This is a genomic window from Nocardia altamirensis NBRC 108246 (assembly GCF_001612685.1).
Classification (GTDB): Bacteria; Actinomycetota; Actinomycetes; order Mycobacteriales; family Mycobacteriaceae; genus Nocardia; species Nocardia altamirensis.
Genome location: NZ_BDAY01000067.1, coordinates 24,333 through 43,727, shown reverse-complemented (window position 1 = coordinate 43,727; position 19,395 = coordinate 24,333). Strand labels below are relative to the sequence as shown.

Below are 19,395 nucleotides of genomic sequence, written 5' to 3'. Positions count from 1 at the left end.
TATCGGTAGTCTACGATGCTGACATGGCTTTGTTTCGGATCGGAATCTGTGCTGCCACAACGGCATTCGTAGTAGGGCTGACGGCATGCGCGGCGCCAGGGCAGACGTCCGGTACTCCCGAGCAGTTCGTGGTGATCGACACCGAGGAGCTCGGCGACTTCAGTCCGCTGCTCGGGCACGGCAAGAACGGTGAGTCGAAGATCTTCGAGAGCTTGTATCGGGTGGCGGAGGGCGTGGACGACCGGATCCCGGCGGCGCTACCGGTACTGGCCGCAGGGCCGCCGGAACCGATCGACGGGGATCTGTCGCGCTGGCGGGTCACGACGCGGTCCGGCGTCCGCTTCTCGGACGGGAGCCCTTTCGGCCCGGAAGATGTTGTGGCCACCTATAACTCGCTGATCGATCCGGCCTTTGCCGCCCCGATCGCCGCGGACTACGACTTCCTGCGCGGCGCGAAGCAGACCGGCCCGGACACCGTCGAGTTCCAACTGACCGGGGCTTACGCGGACTTCGATCACCGGCTGTTCATGGCGATCGCGCCAGCGGAGTCGTTCGCGCAGCCAGGGCCCGCCGATCGCGCCGAGCTCAACCGGAATCCGATCGGCACCGGGCCCTATGTGCTCACCGAATCCCGGCCTGATCAGGTGGTGCTCACGGCGCGGACGGACTACTGGGGTGAACAGGCGCCGGTCCGGCGGTTCGTCATTCGGCGCAGCGATGACGACAATGCCAGGGCGAGTCAACTGCGCGACGGCGCCGACGGGACGGTGCTGCCGCCGGAGCTGGCGCAGGCTGCGGCGAAGGACGGCTATCGGGTGGTGTCCGCCGTCGCCAATGATTGGCGTGCGATCACGTTGCCGTCGGGCAATCCTGTCGCGGGGGATCCCGCGATTCGCCGTGCACTGAACGTCGCCGTCGACCGCAAGGCGATGGTCGAGCACATTCTCGGCGGTCACGGCACCGCCATGTCCACCTTGGTCGGTCCCGTATACGGCGAAACCTACGATCCGGCCCAGGATTTCACCCACGATCAAGGCGAGGCTGCGCGCGAGCTCGACGCCGCAGGCTGGCGGGTCGGCGCGGACGGCATCAGAGCCAAAGACGGTCGCCGAGCGGCCTTCGAGATCGCTTACTACCCAACGGAAGTGCTGCGCCGGGATCTGACGATGGCGGTGGTGTCGGACGCGAAGAAGGTCGGCATCGAGATCACCCCGGTGGCCGTGGACAAGGCCAAGATGACGCCCGCGTATTTGGCGCAGACCGCGTTCATGCTCGGGGGCGGCGGTCAGCCCTACACGGTGGACGGCCAGCTGTACACCAAACTCCACTCCCGTTACGCCACACCGGGTGTCGGATCGAAGTGGGACAACGCCTCGGACTATGTGAACCCGAAGATCGATCAGCTGCTGGATGCCGCACGCGCAGAGCTGAATACACAGCGGCGTACCGAGCTGTACCGGCAGGTTCAGGCCGAGTATCACCGCGATCCGGCGATGCTGGCCTTGGTCGCCACCAACCACGTCTATGTGGTGCGCGACAACGGCTGGCGGATCACGCCGACGGCACTCGAACCGCACTCGCACGGTGTCGCGTGGGGTCCGTGGTACGGGCTGTCCCGGTGGACCCGATGACCGGTGGCGGCAGAGCGGGCAAGCTGATCCTGCGCCGCCTCGTGGTTGCGGTTCCGCTCGCCGGACTGGTCTCGCTCGCGGTGTTCGCACTCGCCGCGGCCAGCCCGTTCGACCCGCTCGACGCGTACCTCGGCGCGCACGGCGACGGGTTCACCGAGGCGCAGCGCACGGCGCTGCGGGACCGGCTCGGCTTGGGACACAGTTGGTTCGACGCTTGGCGATCCTGGGTCGGTGACCTGGTGCGCGGCGAGTTCGGCGAATCGCGCTCGTATCGGCAACCGGTCGCCGAGGTGCTGGCCGAGCGGCTGCCGTGGAGTCTGCTGCTCGGCGCGCTCGGCGGGGCGATCGCCTTGGCGCTCGCGGCGCTGCTCGGTGCCTGGGCGGGGTTGCGCCGAGGCGGGCTCCTCGATCGGACGATCAGTGCATGCGCTGTTGTGCTGCAGGCGGTTCCACCCTTCGTGCTGGCGCTCGGCGCGGTGTTGCTGTTCGCGCTGACCCTGCGCTGGTTCCCGGCGTCGGGGCTGACGGATCCAGGCGGCGCGGTCACCGCGGCGTCGACGGCACGGCATGTGGTGCTGCCTGCCGCCCTGCTCGGCGTGACCCAATTGCCGTGGCTCGTGCTCGGTTTGCGCGAGACCGTGGCAGGCACGCTGGACAGCGACGCGATCAAGGGCGCACGGGCACGCGGTATGCCGTGGCGGGTCATCGCCTTTCGTCATGTGCTGCCGGTGGCGGTGGTGCCGTTCCTGGCGCTGTGCGGTGCCAGGCTGCCGGAGCTCGTGGTCGGCGCCACCGTGGTCGAGTCCATCTTCAGCTGGCCCGGATTGGGGTCGGCGACCGTCGAAGCCGCACGCAGCGTTGACTTTCCGCTGCTCGCGATCCTCACCGTGCTGATTACCGTGGTGGTTCTGCTCGGCAACCTGGCCGCGGATGCGGCGGCGGTACTCATCGATCCACGGATCGACGCCGATGGGTAGGCCTGCGCTGGTCTTCGCCTCTGTCGTGCTCGTCGCGGCGGTGCTGTACGCGGGTGTGGTTCCGGTGTTGCGGCCGGTGGACGACGCACTGGTGGACTTCGCGATCAGCAGGCGACCACCGAGCCTCGAATTCCCGTTCGGCACCGACAATGCCGGCCGTGACGTCTTCGTGCGGGCGGCCGAGGGGATGCGCAGCTCGTTGCTCATCGCGGCGGCGACGGCACTCGGTGCGGCAGTGCTCGGTGCGCTGATCGGCGTGAGCGCCGGTGCGCTCGGCGGCTGGTGGGATCGGATCGCGATGCGGGTGGTCGACGCGGTGAACTCGTTGCCGAGCCTGTTGCTCACGCTGCTGATCGTCGCCATGTACCGCGGCTCGGTCCTAGCCATCGTGGTCTCGCTGGTGCTCACGCATTGGACCTCGATCGCGCGCGTGGTGCGCGGCGAGGTGCTCGCGGTGCGGCATGCCGAATTCGTGCAGGCGGCCCGGCTGCGCGGGGTGCCGCAGTGGCGGATGATCCGGCAGCACTTCGTTCCGGTCGCGATGGGGCAGATCCTGATCGGGGTGGTGCTGTTGATCCCGCATGCCATCTGGCACGAGTCGACGCTGTCGTTCCTCGGTGTCGGCCTGCCGCCGCACCGGGCGTCGTTGGGCACGTTGCTGTCCGACGCGCAGGCGTCGATCCTGCTGGGGGACTGGTGGTTGCTGGTGTTCCCCGCCGGCGTGCTGATCCTCGTCACCCTCGCCGTCGCGGTGCTCGGTCGGGCATGGCAGCGGAAAGCGCAAGCACTCCAGGAGGTTTCGTCATGACATTGACACTCCGAAAGGTGAACGTGCGGGTGCCGCTCGCGCCGGACCGGGTGGTGCACGCCGTCACCGACGCGGATCTGGTGGTGCGCCGCGGCACCGTGCACGGGTTGATCGGTGAATCGGGTTCGGGCAAGTCGATGCTGGCCGCGACGATCACCGGGCTGCTGCCGAAGCAGGCCCGGATGAGGGGCGACGTGGCACTGGAGCTCGACGGTCGGACGCTGGGCACCACCGAGATCCGCCGGTCGCGCGGCCGCACCGTGGCGTGGGTACCGCAATCGGCGATGACCTACTTCACGCCGGTGCGCCGAGTCGGCCCGCAGCTGGCCGAGACGATTCGATACCTTGGCACCGCGCATCACCCGGCCGACCAGTTCGCCGAGGTCGGCCTGGAAGTCGAGGCGCTGCAGCGGTATCCGCACGAACTCTCCGGCGGCATGGCTCAGCGTGCGGCGGTCGCGTTCGCACTGGCCGGGGATCCGGCCCTCATCATTGCCGACGAGCCGACCTCGGCACTCGACGCCGAGCGGGCGGGCGCGATTCTCCGGTTGCTCGGCGATTTCGCGGCGCGCGGCGGCCGTGTCCTGCTGGTCACGCACGATCTCACCGCGTTGCGTGCGTCGGGGATCTGCACCGATGTCTCGGTGATGTATGCCTCGCGGATCGTCGAGACCGGGAGCGCCGCTGTCGTTCTCGACGAGCCGGTCGAGCGGTACACGCGGGACCTGCTCGCTGCTTTGCCGGAGAACGGCTTGCACCCGCTGCCGTTCGCCACTCCGGAGCTGGTGAATCTGGCCGCCGACTTTCGGTACGGCACGCGATGACCGGCCGCTCGCTTGCCGCACACGGTGTTTCGCTGCGGTTAGGTCGGCATCCTGTGCTCACCGACGTCTCCCTGGCGATCGTCCGAGGCGAGGTGGTCGGGCTTGCCGGCCCGTCGGGTTCGGGCAAAACCACACTCGCACAGGTCATGTCAGGGCTGCGCGCGCCCGACAGCGGAACCGTGACCTGCGACGGGTCGCCGCTGCCTCGGCGCAAGACCGGCCGGATCGCGATGCTGTTCCAGTCACCGCGCCGATCCTGCGATCCCCGGATGACCTTGCGGCAGTCGATCGTCGAGCTCGCACGGGGATCGGTGGACTGGAACGGCATCCTCGAATCTGTCGGCATGACACCGGATCTGCTGGACAGATATCCCGTCCAGGTTTCCGACGGCCAGCTGCAGCGGGCCGCCGTCGCCAGGGTCCTCGCGTCGAAGCCCGACTACCTGCTCTGCGACGAGATGACAGCGATGCTCGACCCGGCCACCACGGCCACCGTCGCGCGCACCGTGACCGGCCTGGCCAGCACCGGTGTCGGAGTCCTGTTCATCAGTCATGACCTGCCGCTGCTCGCCGCGTGCGCGGACCGAATCGTGCACCTGGACAGCCGTTCCGCGGTGCAGGCGCAGCACGCAGGCCGCTCCCTCGATTCGCACAACGACATCGGAGTTCTATGAGTAACGCACTGCATATCCTCACCCGCACCGATCTGGCCGATATCGACATCCCGCCTGCCGAGATCATCGAGCTGGTCGAGGACGGCTATCTCGCGTTCGCGCGGGGTGACTCGCGCTGCCCGGTCAAGCTGATGATGCCGATCCCGAAGCCGGAACGCGACGCGGTGTCGTATTCGATGCTGGGATACGACGGCTCGCTCGAGCACCTCGGTTTCAAGACCTCCTATCGGCAGGGCAGCGAGAGCGCCGAGAAGTACTACACGACGATCAGCCTGTACGACGACACCACCGGACTGCCCTTCGCGTACATGGATTGCCAGCGCGTCGGGGCGGCAAGGACACCGGCCACCACGGCCATCATCGCGAAACACAGTGCCAGTGCGGGCGCTACCAGCGCGCTGATGATCGGCACCGGCGTGCAGGGCCGAAACACCCTGCCCTATCTGCTGACCGCGCTGCCGCACTTGGAGCGGCTGCGTTTGTTCGGGACCCATCCCGACGGAATCGCGGAAAGCGTTGCCGCGCTGCACCGCTGGTTCCCCGAGCGGGAGATCGACCTCGTCGACGACGTGCCGACCGCGGTGGCCGAATCCGATATCGTCGTCGTCGCCTCCGGCCGGGCCGCGCATCCCAAGGTGCGCACCGAATGGCTGCCGCCGGGTGGCTTGCTGATCTCGGTGGCGAGCAAGGGTGTCGAGAGCGGCGCGTTGCGCACGGCCGACTATGCGATCGCTACCAGCGCTGGGCAATTGGGCGTCACCGGCGCTCGGCTCGCAGGTCCGGACGGCCGACCCGAGATCGATGCGGAGCTGCCGGACATCGTGGCCGGGCGGGCATCGGGCAGGTCCGGCGCCGACGATCGGGTGTTCGCGTTCGCCAGCGGCATGATCATCACCGACATCCCGGTCGCGTATGCACTGGCGACGCGTGCGGTGGCGGCGGGACGCGGGCAGCGGGTGGAACTGTGGTCGTGAACACGGTCGACCTCCCGGTTCTTCCTGCGCTGGAACAGGAATGGCAGCGCCGGGTCCGCACGGATCCGCACCTGCTCTTCGACATCCACCACGCCGTCGGTGGTCCGTTCCATCTCATCTACCCGGACCAGCTAGGTGCGAATCTCCGGTCTTTCCAGCAGACGTTGGCCGCGCACCGTGTGCGCGGGCAGATCTACTACGGCAAGAAAGCCAACAAGGCGGGCTGCTGGTTGCCGACGATCGCCGAGCTCGACGGTGCCGTCGATGTCGCCAGCGAGCCCGAACTGGTGCACGCACTGGCGCATGGCATCCGCGGGCGCGATATCGGGGTGACCGGCGCCGCGAAAACCGATGCGCTGCTGCGCCTCGCGGCCAGGCACGACTGTGTGATCGCGATCGATGCGCTCGACGAGCTGGAGCGGATGGCGGCAATCTCGGTGCACGCCGGACGGGCTCGGATTCTGTTGCGGCGGCTGCCGCCGAACGCGCCGCACAGTCGATTCGGCTTGTCCACAGCCGATCTGGCGACCGCGATCACCCGGTGCGCGGAGCTACCGGATCGGATCGAACTCGTCGGGTTCTCTTTTCACCTCGACGGCTATGCGGTGGCGCCGCGCGCCGAGCTCGCCTACGAGCTGATCGGGTTGTGCGCCAAGGTGAAAGCACAGGGTCTGCCGGTCGACACGCTCTCGATCGGCGGCGGCTTCGCCTGCCGCTACCTCGGTGACGACGACTGGCACGGCTTTCTCGCCGATCGCCGCGACGAGTGGTTCCACGCGGGGAAGCGGTTCGAGAAGTTCTATCCCTATGCGCAGGGCCCGACCGGCGCCGACATGCTCGATGCGATCCTCGCGACCACGTTCGACGGCCGCACACTCGCGGCGCACCTGCGCGACAACGCTATCCAGCTTTTCGTCGAGCCGGGACGAGCGCTGCTCATCGACGCGGGGTGCACCGTATTCCCGGTGCTCGGCTTCAAGCAGAACGCGGACTACGGCATCACCACCGTGCACGGCCTCAGCATGAGTGTGTCCGAACAGTGGAAGGGCAGCGAGTTCCTGCCGGATCCGATCCTGGTGCCGCGACGTCGCGATCCGGCGGCGGCACCGGTCGCCAGCTGTGTCGGCGGCGCGAGCTGCATGGAATACGACGTGCTCACCTGGCGCAAAGTGCGGCTGCCGCAGCGCCCAGCGCACGGTGATCTGCTGCTGTATCCGAATACGGCGGGCTACCAGATGGACAAGAACGAGAGCGAGTTCCATCAGCTCCCGTTGCCGCCCAAGGTGGTTGTCACCCATCAGGACGGCCGGATGATGTGGAGGTTGGACACGTGAAGACTGTGGCCGACGCAGTGGAGCGGGAAACGGCGACGGACGGTCCGGCGGTGGACGCGTCCGGTGTGCGAGCTTTGCGGGTGCCTCGGCGACCCGAGAACATCGTCCGTCGCGCGTCCGAACTCATCGGCGCCACTCCACTACTCGAACTCGTCCGCGCGGGCACCGGCACCCGTCTGCTGCTGAAGCTGGAGCAGTTCAACCCGACCGGTTCGGCCAAAGTGCGCATGGCACGCGAGATGGTGCTGCACGCCGAACGCACCGGCGAACTCCGTCCCGGCGGGCACATCGTCGAACCGACCTCAGGCAACACCGGCACCGGGCTGGCGCTGATCGCCCTGGAACGGGGCTACACCTTTACCGCGGTGGTCGACGATCATGCCGCCAAGGACAAACTCCGTGCGATGAAAGCGATGGGCGCGCACTTGGTTTCGGTCGACAGTGCCGCCAGTGGTGGACCGAGCACTGTCGAGCGTAGGCGGATCGCCGGCGAGATCGCGGCGCGCACCGGCGCGTATCGGCCGGACCAGCACAACAATCCGCACAACAATTCGGGCTATCGCGACCTGGCCGCCGAACTGCTCGCGGACCTCGACACCGATGTCGACTGTCTGGTCGGCGCCGTCGGTACTGGTGGATCGCTCTGCGGCACTGTCGAAGAACTCCGTAGGCGCGGGTCAGGTGTGTACGCGATCGGTGTGGAGCCCGTGGGCTCCATCATCTTCGGCGGCGCAGGCGGCAGCTACTGGCAGTCCGGCGCAGGTAGCCCGGCGGGATTCCCGATCGGCGCCAACGTCAAGTACGACGCCATCGACGAAGGCTGCCGCGTCGGTGATATCGATGCGTTCGCCACCGCACGAGTTGTCGCGCGCCGCACCGGGATTCTGGTGGGCGGCACCGCGGGCGCCGCCATCCAGGTGGCCCTGCGCCGTCTGGTGCACCTGCCTGCGGGCAGCACCGTGGTCGTGCTTGTGTGTGACGCGGGGGAGAAGTATCTCGACACCGTGTACGACGACGAATGGCTGTGCGAGCGCGGACTGTTCGACCGGGCGGCGCAGCAGCGGATCGCCCGGCTCTGCCAGGCCTACGACGAATCGGTGCGGCTCGCGACCTACCGCGCCGAGCGGACGGGGACCTAGCCGCATGGCCATTCGAGAGTATCGAGCCATCGTCGCGTTGGCCGCGCCGATCGCGGGCATCCAGCTCGCGCAGGCGGCGCTCACCACCGTGGACTTGGCGATGATGGGGCTGCTCGGGGTGGCGGCCGTGGCGGCGGGCGGCCTGGCGCTGCTGCTGTACAACCAGCTGCGCACCATGTGCGTCGGCATGGTCACCGGGGTGGGAAACATGATCGCCGGGGCGGTGGGGCGTAGCGAAAAGCGCACCGGGCGAGCCGATCTCGATGAGCAGGCGCGCGGCGAGATCCGCGGTTACGTGCGCGCGGCCGCGTTCGTGGCGACGGTGGCGTCGGGGGCAGGCGCGCTCGTCCTGATCGTCCTCGGCTACGCCCTGCAGTGGTTCGGCCAGGATCCCGAGGTGCTCGCCCTGGCTCGTCCGATCATGTGGACGCTCGCGCCGGGGCTGATCCCGATGTTGTGGTTGAACGTGTTGCGGCAGTTCGCCGTCGGGCTGCGTCGCGCAGGCTCGCTGCTGCGGGTGACATTGCTGTCGATCGGCGTCAACGCGTTGCTCAACGCGCTGTTCCTCTTCGGCTGGTTCGGCATGCCGAAGCTCGGCCTGGCCGGGATCGGCCTGTCCACCACCCTCGTTCAGCTCTGGACTTTCGGCATCTATCTGCGCACGGTCACCCGCGACCCGCTGCTCGGCGACCTGCTGTCGCTGCGGGCTTGGCGGGCCGACCGCGAGACCGTCACGCGGATCGTCCGGATGGGTACGCCGATTTCGCTGACCTACGGCGCGGAAGCGGCGATCACCTCCGTTGCCACCGTGCTGATGGGCAGCTTCGGCCCGGTGGCGCTGGCCGCGAGCAATATCGTCAACCAGCTGGCCTACCTGGTATACCAGGTCAATATCGGTCTGTCCCAGGGCTCTTCGATTCTGGTGAGTCGCACGGTCGGGCAGGAGGATCGGCCTGCCGTCCGCGGAATCGCCAGGCGCACCTACATTCTCGGCTTCGCGTTCATGACTATCGTCGGCCTGAGCTATGTGTTGTTCCCGAGCCAAGTGCTTGCGCCCTTCCTCGGCTCGCATCACGAAGACGCCGCCGTCGTCGCTGCCGCGTCGACTCTGCTGTGGTTCGCGATCGCCCAGCAGTACTGCAAGGGCTCGCAGAACCTGTCGATCGGACTGCTGCGCGGAATCGGTAATACCAAGGCGGGCATGCAGAGCACGCTGCTCGGCTATTTCGCCGTCGGCATACCTGCCATGGTGCTTTTCGGGTTCGGTATCGGCTGGGGTGGGCCCGGCATTTGGCTCGGACTGTGCCTGGGTTTCGGCACCACCGCGCTGCTGGTGTGGCGCCGGTTCGTGCGTGGCGCGGCCGACCTGGCGATGCCGAGGGAATCCGCTTCTGCTGCTGCGTAAAAGCGGGCACATGGGGCGAAACAGGCACGTGGCGTGACGAATATCGGACCATCGGGAGGTTAACGGGCAACTCTTCAGGAATTCTCGTCCGCCAGCGTGGTTTTGCTCACTTTCCCGGTCCAGCTAAACGATCTTTCTTCGCGACATCGCACCACGTCGGGTAGGGTCGGCGCGGATCGCGAAACTCTGCTCGACAGCCCTGGCGGAAAGGTCGGCCGTAGACATGTGCGCAGCGGGGCCGTTCAGCGGGCTCAATCGCAGACAATTCCTAGCGAAAGCCGCGGCGGCCGGCGCGGTCGGGGCACTGGCCTCGTGGGCGAATCCGATCATCGAGCGCGCGTACGCCGCCGACCCGGCGGGCATGGGCGGGCTCGGCGATATCGAACATTTCGTGCTGCTGATGCAGGAAAACCGTTCCTTCGACCACTATTTCGGCACACTGTCGGGTGTGCGCGGTTTCGACGATCCGTCCGCAGCCTGGCAACAATACGGCTGGACACCCGGCGTCGGACCGACCCCCGACGGATATGTGAACCCGTTCCGCCTCGACACCACGCGCGGCGCGACGCTGGACGGCGAATGCATCAACGACCCCGACCACAGCTGGGGCGGCATGCACAAGGCGTGGAACGGCGGCCGCAACGACGGCTGGATGCCGATGTCGGTCGCCAGTGTCGGTCCGGCCAACGCGCCCGCCGCCATGGGTTACTACCTGCCGCAAGACATTCCGATCCACACGGCACTGGCCGACGCGTTCACGCTGTGCGACAACTACCACTGCTCGGTGCTCGGCCCCACCGACCCGAATCGGCTGTACTGGATCAGCGCCACCATCGATCCGGACGGCAATGCCGGCGGTCCGCTGGTGGAGACCCCGGCGCTGATCCCGCAGCACGTGTACAGCTGGCGCACCTACCCGGAAAATCTCTCCGAGGCGGGCGTCAGCTGGAAGGTCTACAACAACCGCGACGTCGGCCCGCTGTCGTCGGTGATCCTCGACGGCATGCTCGGCTGCTTCACCCAATCGTCGGACCCCAACTCGGAACTCGCGCGCCGCGGCCTGGCGCCGGTGTACCCCAACGACTTTCAAGCCGATGTCGCCAACGACTCGCTGCCCGCCGTCTCCTGGGTGATTCCCTCGCTGCTCAACTGCGAACATCCCGCCCTGCCTGCGGCATTCGGCGCGTACGGCATCGTGCAGCTGCTCGACATCCTCACCTCGAACCCGAAGGTGTGGGAGAAGACCGCGCTCATCATCAGCTACGACGAGAACGGCGGGTTCTTCGATCACGTCACCCCGCCGACCGCGCCACCGGGCACGCCGGGGGAGTTCCTCACCGTCCCGCTGAACCGGGTGTCGAACTCCGACGGCATCGCAGGCCCGATCGGCCTCGGCTATCGCGTTCCCGGACTGGTGATTTCGCCGTACACCCGAGGCGGACTCGTCGCCTCGGAGACTTTTGATCACACCTCCCAGCTGCGCCTGCTGGAAACCAGATTCGGGGTCGAGGTACCGAACCTGACCGCATGGCGGCGCAGCGTTACCGGCGATATGACGTCCGCCTTCGATTTCGGTTCGGCGCCGAACACCGCGAAACCGGTACTGCCCGACCCGAAACCGAAAATGGACGCGGCGATCGCCCAGTGCGGCCCGAATATCGCATTGGGAACGGCGAACACCGGGATTCCATATCCGGTGCCGCCGAACTCGATGCCGACTCAGCAACCCGGAACTCGGCGCACGCCGAGCGGGTTGGTTCGGGCGTGACAGTGGCCCAGCCCTGGCGGGGGCTGGGCCACTGCTCGAAAGTCGAAGGTCGGCCTGCGTCGAACGTCAGCCTGCGGTGGCGGGCACCCACCGGACGGACGTGACGGCCGAGCGTTTACGCATGGCCGCGAAACTATGCCGGGCCGGACTGATCAACGCGGTGAACCATGTGCGGCGGTGCTCGGCTAGCGCGGCCGCGACGGCGGGGATGTGTGTGCAGTGCACGCCGCCCGCCCTACCCAGGCGGTGGCGACCCGTCTGGTTGATTCTGGTGCCCAATGGTGTTCCTTTGCTTGCTGAGTGCTGGCGCCTGGATCGCCAGGGCGAAGATTAGCCGAACGAAACTGCGTCGCAGAGTATTTTGCACAGGTAATTGGGTCGGCGTGTCGGAAAGTTGTCGTCGCGTTACCTAGTGCGGACGGAATTGTTGCGAGATGGTCTCGGCCTCGTCACGGATCGGGCAATTGGCGCGGCGGGAGGTGGAAAGTACGGCCCCGGTGGGTAATCAGGCCGATTGTGCCGTGCCAGGCGACAGTCGCCGCGGCGAACGCGTCCGATCCGAGCGGGGGGTGATCCGGCCCGAGACGGGCGGATGCGAGACTGATCGGATGTTGCGGATCGGCCTCACCGGAGGCATGGGAGCGGGCAAGTCGACGGTGGCACGGGTGCTGGCCGATCTCGGCGCGGTGATCATCGATTCCGACGTGATTGCGCGGGAGGTCGTCGCGCCGGGCACCGAGGGACTTGCGGCGCTCGTCGCGGCATTCGGCACCGATATCCTCGCCGCCGACGGCGGCCTCGACCGCCCCGCGCTGGCGGCGAAGGCATTCGGTGACGACGCGGCGCTGCAGAAATTGAATTCGATTACCCATCCCTTGGTCGGTAAGCGCACCGCCGAACTCATTGCCGCCGCGCCGCAGGACGCTATTGTCGTGCAAGATATTCCATTGCTGGTGGAAAATAGTCTCGCGCCATTGATGAATCTGGTGCTCATCGTGGATGTCGATGCGGAAATTCGACTACGCAGGCTCGTCGAATCGCGCGGTGTCCCCGAATCCGATGCGCGGGCCCGAATGGCGAAACAGGCCACCGATGAACAGCGGCGTGCGGTGGCCGATGTGCTGCTCGACAACAGCGGTCCGCCGGAGGTAATCGAGGCCGCCGTGCGGCGGGTGTGGGCGGAGCGGCTGGTGCCGTTCGAGCACAACCTGCGCACCGGGACGCCCGCCCGACGCAAGGACGTGCGCGTTGTCCCGCCGAACCCGGAGTGGCCCGCGCAGGCGCAGCGGCTCATCGCGAGGCTGTGGCTGGCGTGCGGTGCGGCCGCGTCGCGGATCGATCACATCGGGTCGACCTCGGTGCCGGAGCTGCCCGCCAAGGATGTGATCGATCTGCAGATCACCGTCGCGGATCTGGCGGTCGCCGACGGACTGCGAGATGCGTTGGGCAAGGCGGGCTTTCCCGCCAGGGCGGAGTACGGCCAAGACAGCCCCAAGCCGACGCCGCAGGATCCGGACGGGACCGATCTGGCGTTGTGGGCCAAGCGCCTCCATCAGAACGCCGACCCCGGCCGCCTCGCCAATGTGCATGTGCGCGTGGACGGATCGCCGGGGCAGCAGTTCGCGCTGGCCTTCCGCGACTGGTTGCGCGCCGACGCCGCGGCGCGCGCCGAATATCTCGAGGTCAAGCGCGCGGGCGAGGCGAAGGCGGCAGGGTTGACCGGTCACGAGGCGACGCTGGCCTACCTCGATGTCAAGGAACCCTGGTTCGACGCCGCCTACACCCGCGCGCTGAACTGGCGAGATCGCTAGCGGCGCAACAGCTCTGCCAGTCGATTCAGGCTCTGCCCCCAGCCTTGCGCCGCGCCGTCGTCCGGGCTGAGCGGTCCCGGTGCGAGCAGGTGGAAGGTCATCGTCGTCTTGTTGTCGCCGCTGTCGTCGAAGGTGACCGTGATGATCGATATCGAGTCGGGGCTGGTCGGGTCGCCCCAGGTGAACACCAGTCGTTCGGGTTCGACGATCTCGCGGAACACCCCGGAGCTCGGGAAGGTGGTGCCGTCGGCGTCGGAGACCATCAGCGATTCGTATCGCCCGCCGACCTCGGGCTCGACAACGATGCTGTCGCGTGGCGTCGAGAATCCTTCGGGCCCAGCCCATTCCACGAGCTGGTCGGGATCGGTCCAGGCGTGGAAGACCAGCTCGCGTGGGGCGTCGAAGACGCGGGTGATGGTGAATTCGCGCTCGGCAGTGGTCAGGGTTGAATCGCTCATTGCTAGATCGTCTCCTCGTGTGCGGGGTGTGCTGCGGCGTCGGATGGACCCTTCATCCATTCGGGAGCGCCTTCGGGGTAACGGGTGCGGAAGTCCATCAAGCCGACCCAGCTGGGGCGCACCGCGATTCGCTCCATGCGTGGCGCCATGCCGGTCAGGAAGTCGAGGTACTCGGCGACCTCGGCCTCGCCGCCCTTACGCATGGCGGCCGCGTATTCCGGTAGCAGGCCGTCGGATTCGCTGATTTCGGCGCGGCCGCGGATCAGGAGTACCTCCGGCGGTGCGGCATTCGTGTCGATGGTGATCGCGACCTCGGGGCGGGCACGAAGCATCTTTGCCTTCTTCGAGGTGGCGAAGCCGGTCATGACGACCTCGGTGCCGTTCCACCAGAAGTTGATCGGAATCACCCGAGGCGTGCCGTCGGCGGCGGTGAAGGCAAGGCGGGCAGGAAGATTCGCGGCGAGCAGGCGCTTGGCGAGGTCGGTGTCGAGCAGGCGGACATCGCCCTGGGCGAGGTCGATCGTTTCGGTCATCGGGAGGGGTCCTTCTTCTGTAGCCGTTTCAGGTGTTCGTCGAGGCGATCGAACCGGGTGTCCCAGAACTTCCGGTAGCGGTCCAGCCAGTCGGTGGCCTGGCCGAGCGGTGCGGCATCGAGCCTGCACGGACGCCACTGGGCGTCCCGGCCTCGGGTGATGAGCCCGGCCCGCTCCAGCACCTTCAGGTGTTTGGAGATCGCGGGCATGCTCATTGCGAACGGTTCCGCAAGCTCGGTGACGGTGGCCTCGCCCTCCGCCAGGCGGGCGAGCATCGCCCGTCGGGTCGGATCGGCGAGCGCCGCGAAAGTCCTGCTGAGTTCGTCATCTTGTCCGCCTCTCCGCGTTTTCAGGCCAGACTCGTGTGCCGCGCCGGTCGCGTCGGCGACCGGCGGTAGTGCGGCAACCGAGTTGGCTGGTACCCGGCGAGTTACCCATGTACTTCCGAGATCGGTCGTCGCGTTGGGTTCGGTTGAGTGGTCGTCCGCCATGGCTATATTTAACCACCTAGATAATTAACTGATGAGTTAAATAGTGGCCCCGCGATCGCGGCCTGTCAAGGGATTGGTCGAAAAACCCGGTTACTTCCAGGTCAGGGCGATGCCGCGACCTTCGAGCCAGCGGTCGAGGCTGTAACCGTTGGCGGCGATGCCGTCGATGGTGGTGGTCGCCACCTCGATCGCCGCCTGGGCTTGCGCGGCGGTGAGCAGGCCGGCGGCGTGCGCGGCGAGCAGCTCGTCGACGTCGAGCAGTTCGGTGTCTCGGCCGGTGCGCACGACAATGTCGAGGTAGTGGTCCTCCGACTTCCACCGCTGCGGGCCGACCTGGCTGAACTCGCCGAGGTCCAGGTAGTAGTCCTGATCTCGCTGATGCTCGGGGTGATAGTGGAAGACGCTGGCGCGCACGGCCAGATCGGGCAGCAGCCACGACTCGATGTAGTGGAACTGCTCGTGGTCCGAGGTGCGCGCCATATACAGGCCCCACGGCTCCACCTGATACCGCTCGACCGGTCGCACGAAGCCCTTCGGGTCCGTGTTGGTCAGGTCCGCGAGGTCGAAGTATTCGACCTTCGGCTTATGAACGTCAACCGAGGGTGCCTGCGTCATGCATTCAGAATCTACCGGCGCGGCGACCGAGTCGAGTGGCGTGCCGGTTACATCCAGGTGAGCGTGATGCCGTGGGTGGCGAGCCAGTCCTCGACGCAATGGTCGTTGGCGGCGAGCCCGTCCAATACGGCCGTCGCGCAGCCGACCGCGCGATTCGCCTGCGCCGTGTCCACGAAACCGGCCGCATGGGCGGCCAATAGGTCATCCACCCGGAGCAATTCGGCATTGTGACGGCAATGCACCGCGATGTCGAGATAATGGTCGACCGCTTTCCAGCGTTTCGGCCCGACCTGCGTGAATTCGCCGATATCGAGCCGGAAATTGTGATCGACGTGATGTGCCGGGTTGCGGCGCGTCACCGTCACCCGCAGCGACAGCTCGGGCAGCAGCCAGGTCTCGAGGTAGTGCCGGTGCGGGACCGGGACGATGCGCGCCATGTAGAGGCCCCACGGTTCGTGGTGGTAGCGCTCGACCTGGCGGACGAAACCCTTGTTGTCGGTGCTGGTGAGGTCCGCGAGATTGAAGAACTCGACTTCGGGCCGATGTGGCGGATGGCCAGGGGGTAAGGAGGTCGGCGGGGCGGCGGGTGCGCTGTGGTTCAAGCCGGGTACCGCTGCGCGGACCTTCCTGGCAACGTTTCCGGCAAAGCCGGTGGTTGGCACGGTATTGAGCAATGGAATCAGACCTCTCATGGCTCGTTTGTCCTTCGCCACATCCGAACTCGTTGTCCGAACAACCAAATTAGATTACACCCGGTGCGGGGAATCGGGGCGGAATGAGATGGGATGAATATTCCTGTGAATTGCGTTGCCGCAAGGGACAATTCGGACATGTATCGAATCGATAAGGGAAACGATATCGGTGTGGTGACGATCTGTGGACGGTGATATCGGGGTCGGGGCGTGCCCTGGTAACCGCGTATCGGCGAGCCGCTCGGGATGCGTTACCGGACGGCGGTGGTCGCGGAGCCGGGCCGGGGCCCGAGAAATCTGTCGGTGGGTGGGCCTAGGCTGGTGAGCATGGCATTCGCAACCGAGATTCCGACGGAAGGCTACGAGGACAGGGCCGCTGGCGCGACCCCGCTCGCCCACTCGGAGCACCGTCCGGTCGGCGATATCGAGCGCTCCGAGGCCCGCTTCGAGGTGGTGAGCGAGCACCAGCCCGCCGGTGACCAGCCCGCGGCCATCGAGGAGCTGCAGCGCCGGATCACGGCGGGGGAGCGCGATGTCGTCTTGCTCGGCGCCACCGGCACCGGCAAGTCGGCGACCACCGCCTGGCTGATCGAGCGACTGCAGCGGCCGACCCTGGTGATGGCGCCGAACAAGACGCTCGCCGCGCAGTTGGCCAACGAGCTGCGAGAGATGCTGCCCAACAACGCCGTCGAGTACTTCGTCTCCTACTACGACTACTACCAGCCCGAGGCGTACATCGCGCAGACCGACACCTACATCGAGAAGGACAGCTCGATCAACGACGACGTCGAGCGGCTGCGGCACTCGGCGACCTCCAGCCTGCTGTCCCGGCGCGACGTGGTGGTGGTCGCGTCGGTGTCGTGCATCTACGGTCTCGGCACCCCGCAGTCCTACCTCGATCGTTCGGTGCAGCTCGAGGTGGGTACCGAGGTCGACCGCGACGCGCTGCTGCGGCTGCTCGTCGACGTGCAGTACACCCGCAACGACATGGCGTTCACCCGCGGCTCGTTCCGGGTGCGCGGCGACACCGTCGAGATCATCCCGTCCTACGAGGAGCTCGCGGTCCGGATCGAGTTCTTCGGCGACGAGATCGAGGCGCTGTATTACCTGCACCCGCTCACCGGCGACGTCGTGCGCCAGGTGGACATGCTGCGCATCTTCCCTGCCACCCACTACGTGGCAGGCCCGGAACGCATGGAACGCGCGGTGGGTGACATCGAGACCGAACTGGAAGAACGCCTTGCCGAACTGGAGCGGCAGGGCAAGTTGCTCGAAGCTCAGCGGCTGCGCATGCGGACCCAGTACGACCTGGAGATGATCAGGCAGGTCGGCTTCTGCTCCGGCATCGAGAACTACTCGCGCCACATCGACGGGCGACCGGCCGGCTCCGCGCCCGCGACCCTGCTCGACTACTTCCCCGACGACTTCCTGCTCGTCATCGACGAATCGCACGTGACGGTGCCGCAGATCGGTGGCATGTACGAGGGCGACATGTCGCGCAAGCGCAACCTGGTCGAATTCGGGTTCCGGTTGCCGTCCGCGGTGGACAACCGCCCGCTCACCTGGGAGGAGTTCGCCGACCGGATCGGGCAGGCGGTATATCTGTCGGCCACACCGGGCCCGTACGAACTCGGTCAGGTCGGCGGTGAAGTGGTCGAACAGGTCATCAGGCCGACCGGGCTGGTCGATCCGCAGGTCGTGGTCAAGCCGACCAAGGGGCAGATCGACGATCTGGTGCACGAGATCCGGCTGCGCACCGAGCGGGACGAGCGCGTGCTGGTCACCACGCTCACCAAGAAGATGGCCGAAGATCTCACCGATTATCTACTCGGACTTGGTGTTCGGGTGCGCTACTTGCACTCGGAGATCGACACGCTGCGCCGCGTCGAACTGCTGCGTCAGCTGCGACTCGGTGAATACGACGTGCTCGTCGGCATCAACCTGCTGCGCGAGGGTCTCGACCTCCCCGAGGTGTCGCTGGTCGCGATCCTCGACGCGGACAAGGAAGGCTTCCTGCGCAGCAGCACCAGCCTGATCCAGACCATCGGCCGCGCGGCCCGCAACGTGTCCGGCGAAGTGCACATGTACGCCGACAAGATCACCGACTCGATGCAGCACGCCATCGAGGAAACCGATCGCCGTCGCGCCAAACAGGTCGCCTACAACACCGAGATGGGCATCGACCCGAAACCGTTGCGCAAGAAGATCGCCGACATCCTCGACCAGGTCTACCGCGAAGCCGACGAGACCGAAGTAGAAGTCGGCGGCTCCGGCCGCAACTCCAGCCGCGGCCGCCGAGCCCAAGGCGAACCCGGTCGCGCGGTCAGCGCAGGGGTGTACGAGGGCCGCGACATCAAGTCCATGCCGCGGGCCGAGTTGGCCGACTTGGTGAAGGAACTGACGGCTCAGATGATGAACGCGGCGAGGGAACTGCAGTTCGAGTTGGCGGGACGGTTGCGTGACGAGATTGCGGATTTGAAGAAGGAGCTGCGTGGGATGGATGCGGCGGGGTTGAGCTGAGGTTGGGTGCTGCGGGGAGGGGTTGGGGTGCGGGAGGGGGAGTTGGGTGTGGGGATGTTGGTGGGTTGAGGGGAGGGGTTTCGTTGCGAGGTCCGCGCTTTCGCGCGGAGGGTGGGGTTGAGTAGGGCGGTTCGCTTGTGGGATCCGTGCTTTCGGGCGGAGGGGGAGGAGGGTGGATCGTCGGGGTGTCGGTGGGGTTGGGTGGAGGGGTTTCGTTGCGAGGTCCGCGCTTTCGCGCGGGCGGGGGTGGGGTTGATGGGTGAGTAGAGCGTCCCCTCGTGGGCTCTGCGGATTCGCGCGGAGGGGTGAAGGTTGGGGGAGTTGGATGGTCGCGATGTTGGTGGGTTGAGTGGGGTGGTTCTCTTGTGGGGTCTGGGTTTTCGCGCGGACGGCGGAGGTGGGGTGGGAGCGGGGTGCGCTTTCGCGCGGTGGGGTCGGATGAGGGCGTTGGCGGGTTGAGTTGAGGGGATCGGCGCCCTCGGTCGAGGAGCTCACCGACCAGACGTCGTGATGCGAGTGATCACGCGGCTTCGCTGGAATTGCATTATGGCTCTTTACTTTTGAGCATGGCATTGCGGACATCGCAACGGCATCGGCCTGCCCGGGGTTGACGTCGGCCTGCCCCGGCCGACGTCGGGTTGCGTGGGAGCACGACCGTCTACCTGGCATCCCATCCACTGGGACGCGCTGTCACGAGTGGTACATGACGGAGGCGACACGCCGTAAACGCCTCCGTCATGT

At 66.9% G+C, this 19,395-nt stretch carries 18 protein-coding genes; 12 read left to right on the top strand and 6 right to left on the bottom strand.

Annotated elements, in window-relative coordinates; all coding sequences use genetic code 11:
- The first annotated feature begins 23 nt into the window (after positions 1 to 23).
- The 10 genes from NA11_RS30825 to NA11_RS30780 all read left to right on the top strand — a co-directional run bounded on the left by NA11_RS30825 (position 24) and on the right by NA11_RS30780 (position 11,534).
- Positions 24 to 1,631, top strand: coding sequence for an ABC transporter substrate-binding protein (locus tag NA11_RS30825; RefSeq protein WP_069165549.1), 1,608 nt, complete (start codon positions 24 to 26; stop codon positions 1,629 to 1,631).
- Complete coding sequence (locus tag NA11_RS30820) at positions 1,601 to 2,608, top strand: ABC transporter permease (protein WP_369691169.1); 1,008 nt, start codon at positions 1,601 to 1,603, stop codon at positions 2,606 to 2,608. Before NA11_RS30825 ends, NA11_RS30820 begins: the two co-directional genes overlap by 31 nt.
- Complete coding sequence (locus NA11_RS30815) at positions 2,601 to 3,416, top strand: ABC transporter permease (protein WP_069165548.1); 816 nt, start codon at positions 2,601 to 2,603, stop codon at positions 3,414 to 3,416. Before NA11_RS30820 ends, NA11_RS30815 begins: the two co-directional genes overlap by 8 nt.
- Positions 3,413 to 4,240 (top strand): ATP-binding cassette domain-containing protein, encoded by an 828-nt coding sequence (locus NA11_RS30810; RefSeq protein WP_069165547.1) that lies wholly within the window; start codon positions 3,413 to 3,415, stop codon positions 4,238 to 4,240. Before NA11_RS30815 ends, NA11_RS30810 begins: the two co-directional genes overlap by 4 nt.
- Positions 4,237 to 4,914 carry an ABC transporter ATP-binding protein gene (locus tag NA11_RS30805; protein WP_069165546.1) on the top strand — a complete coding sequence of 226 codons (678 nt, stop codon included), beginning with the start codon at positions 4,237 to 4,239 and terminating at the stop codon, positions 4,912 to 4,914. Before NA11_RS30810 ends, NA11_RS30805 begins: the two co-directional genes overlap by 4 nt.
- Positions 4,911 to 5,888: an ornithine cyclodeaminase gene (locus NA11_RS46755; RefSeq protein ID WP_069165545.1), complete on the top strand. Its 978-nt coding sequence runs from the start codon at positions 4,911 to 4,913 to the stop codon at positions 5,886 to 5,888. Before NA11_RS30805 ends, NA11_RS46755 begins: the two co-directional genes overlap by 4 nt.
- Positions 5,885 to 7,222 (top strand): alanine racemase, encoded by a 1,338-nt coding sequence (locus NA11_RS30795; protein WP_069165582.1) that lies wholly within the window; start codon positions 5,885 to 5,887, stop codon positions 7,220 to 7,222. The genes NA11_RS46755 and NA11_RS30795 overlap by 4 nt, the downstream gene beginning before the upstream one ends.
- 80 nt (positions 7,223 to 7,302) lie before the next feature.
- Positions 7,303 to 8,361 carry a PLP-dependent cysteine synthase family protein gene (locus tag NA11_RS30790; protein WP_245746282.1) on the top strand — a complete coding sequence of 353 codons (1,059 nt, stop codon included), beginning with the start codon at positions 7,303 to 7,305 and terminating at the stop codon, positions 8,359 to 8,361.
- A 4-nt stretch (positions 8,362 to 8,365) separates the two neighbouring features.
- Positions 8,366 to 9,766, top strand: a complete 1,401-nt coding sequence (locus tag NA11_RS30785) for an MATE family efflux transporter (protein WP_069165544.1) — start codon at positions 8,366 to 8,368, stop codon at positions 9,764 to 9,766.
- Between the two features lie 223 nt (positions 9,767 to 9,989).
- Positions 9,990 to 11,534: a phospholipase C gene (locus NA11_RS30780; RefSeq protein ID WP_069165543.1), complete on the top strand. Its 1,545-nt coding sequence runs from the start codon at positions 9,990 to 9,992 to the stop codon at positions 11,532 to 11,534.
- A gap of 66 nt (positions 11,535 to 11,600) precedes the next feature.
- On the opposite strand, the gene NA11_RS44215 is transcribed toward NA11_RS30780, so the two are convergent.
- Entirely contained in the window at positions 11,601 to 11,813 is a 213-nt protein-coding gene (locus NA11_RS44215; protein WP_084655210.1) for a hypothetical protein, read from the bottom strand.
- Positions 11,814 to 12,142: 329 nt separating this feature from the next.
- On the opposite strand from NA11_RS44215, the gene coaE reads away from it, so the two are divergent.
- Positions 12,143 to 13,345, top strand: a complete 1,203-nt coding sequence (gene coaE, locus NA11_RS30775; RefSeq protein WP_069165542.1) for a dephospho-CoA kinase — start codon at positions 12,143 to 12,145, stop codon at positions 13,343 to 13,345.
- Here coaE and NA11_RS30770 read toward each other — a convergent pair.
- The 5 genes from NA11_RS30770 to NA11_RS30750 all read right to left on the bottom strand — a co-directional run bounded on the left by NA11_RS30770 (position 13,342) and on the right by NA11_RS30750 (position 16,134).
- Entirely contained in the window at positions 13,342 to 13,803 is a 462-nt protein-coding gene (locus tag NA11_RS30770) for an SRPBCC family protein (RefSeq protein ID WP_069165541.1), read from the bottom strand. The genes coaE and NA11_RS30770 overlap by 4 nt on opposite strands.
- Before the next feature lie 2 nt (positions 13,804 to 13,805).
- Complete coding sequence (locus NA11_RS30765) at positions 13,806 to 14,336, bottom strand: pyridoxamine 5'-phosphate oxidase family protein (RefSeq protein WP_069165540.1); 531 nt, start codon at positions 14,334 to 14,336, stop codon at positions 13,806 to 13,808.
- Complete coding sequence (locus NA11_RS46750; protein ID WP_281197111.1) at positions 14,333 to 14,689, bottom strand: ArsR/SmtB family transcription factor; 357 nt, start codon at positions 14,687 to 14,689, stop codon at positions 14,333 to 14,335. Before NA11_RS46750 ends, NA11_RS30765 begins: the two co-directional genes overlap by 4 nt.
- Positions 14,690 to 14,917: 228 nt before the next feature.
- A complete protein-coding gene (locus NA11_RS30755) occupies positions 14,918 to 15,442 on the bottom strand; it encodes a ribonuclease FAU-1 family protein (protein ID WP_069165538.1) in 525 nt (174 codons plus the stop codon).
- Between the two features lie 47 nt (positions 15,443 to 15,489).
- Positions 15,490 to 16,134, bottom strand: coding sequence for a ribonuclease FAU-1 family protein (locus NA11_RS30750; protein ID WP_084655208.1), 645 nt, complete (start codon positions 16,132 to 16,134; stop codon positions 15,490 to 15,492).
- Between the two features lie 327 nt (positions 16,135 to 16,461).
- Here NA11_RS30750 and uvrB point away from each other — a divergent pair, with 327 nt between their 5' ends.
- Positions 16,462 to 18,654 carry an excinuclease ABC subunit UvrB gene (uvrB, locus tag NA11_RS30745; protein ID WP_069165537.1) on the top strand — a complete coding sequence of 731 codons (2,193 nt, stop codon included), beginning with the start codon at positions 16,462 to 16,464 and terminating at the stop codon, positions 18,652 to 18,654.
- The last annotated feature ends 741 nt before the right edge of the window (positions 18,655 to 19,395 follow it).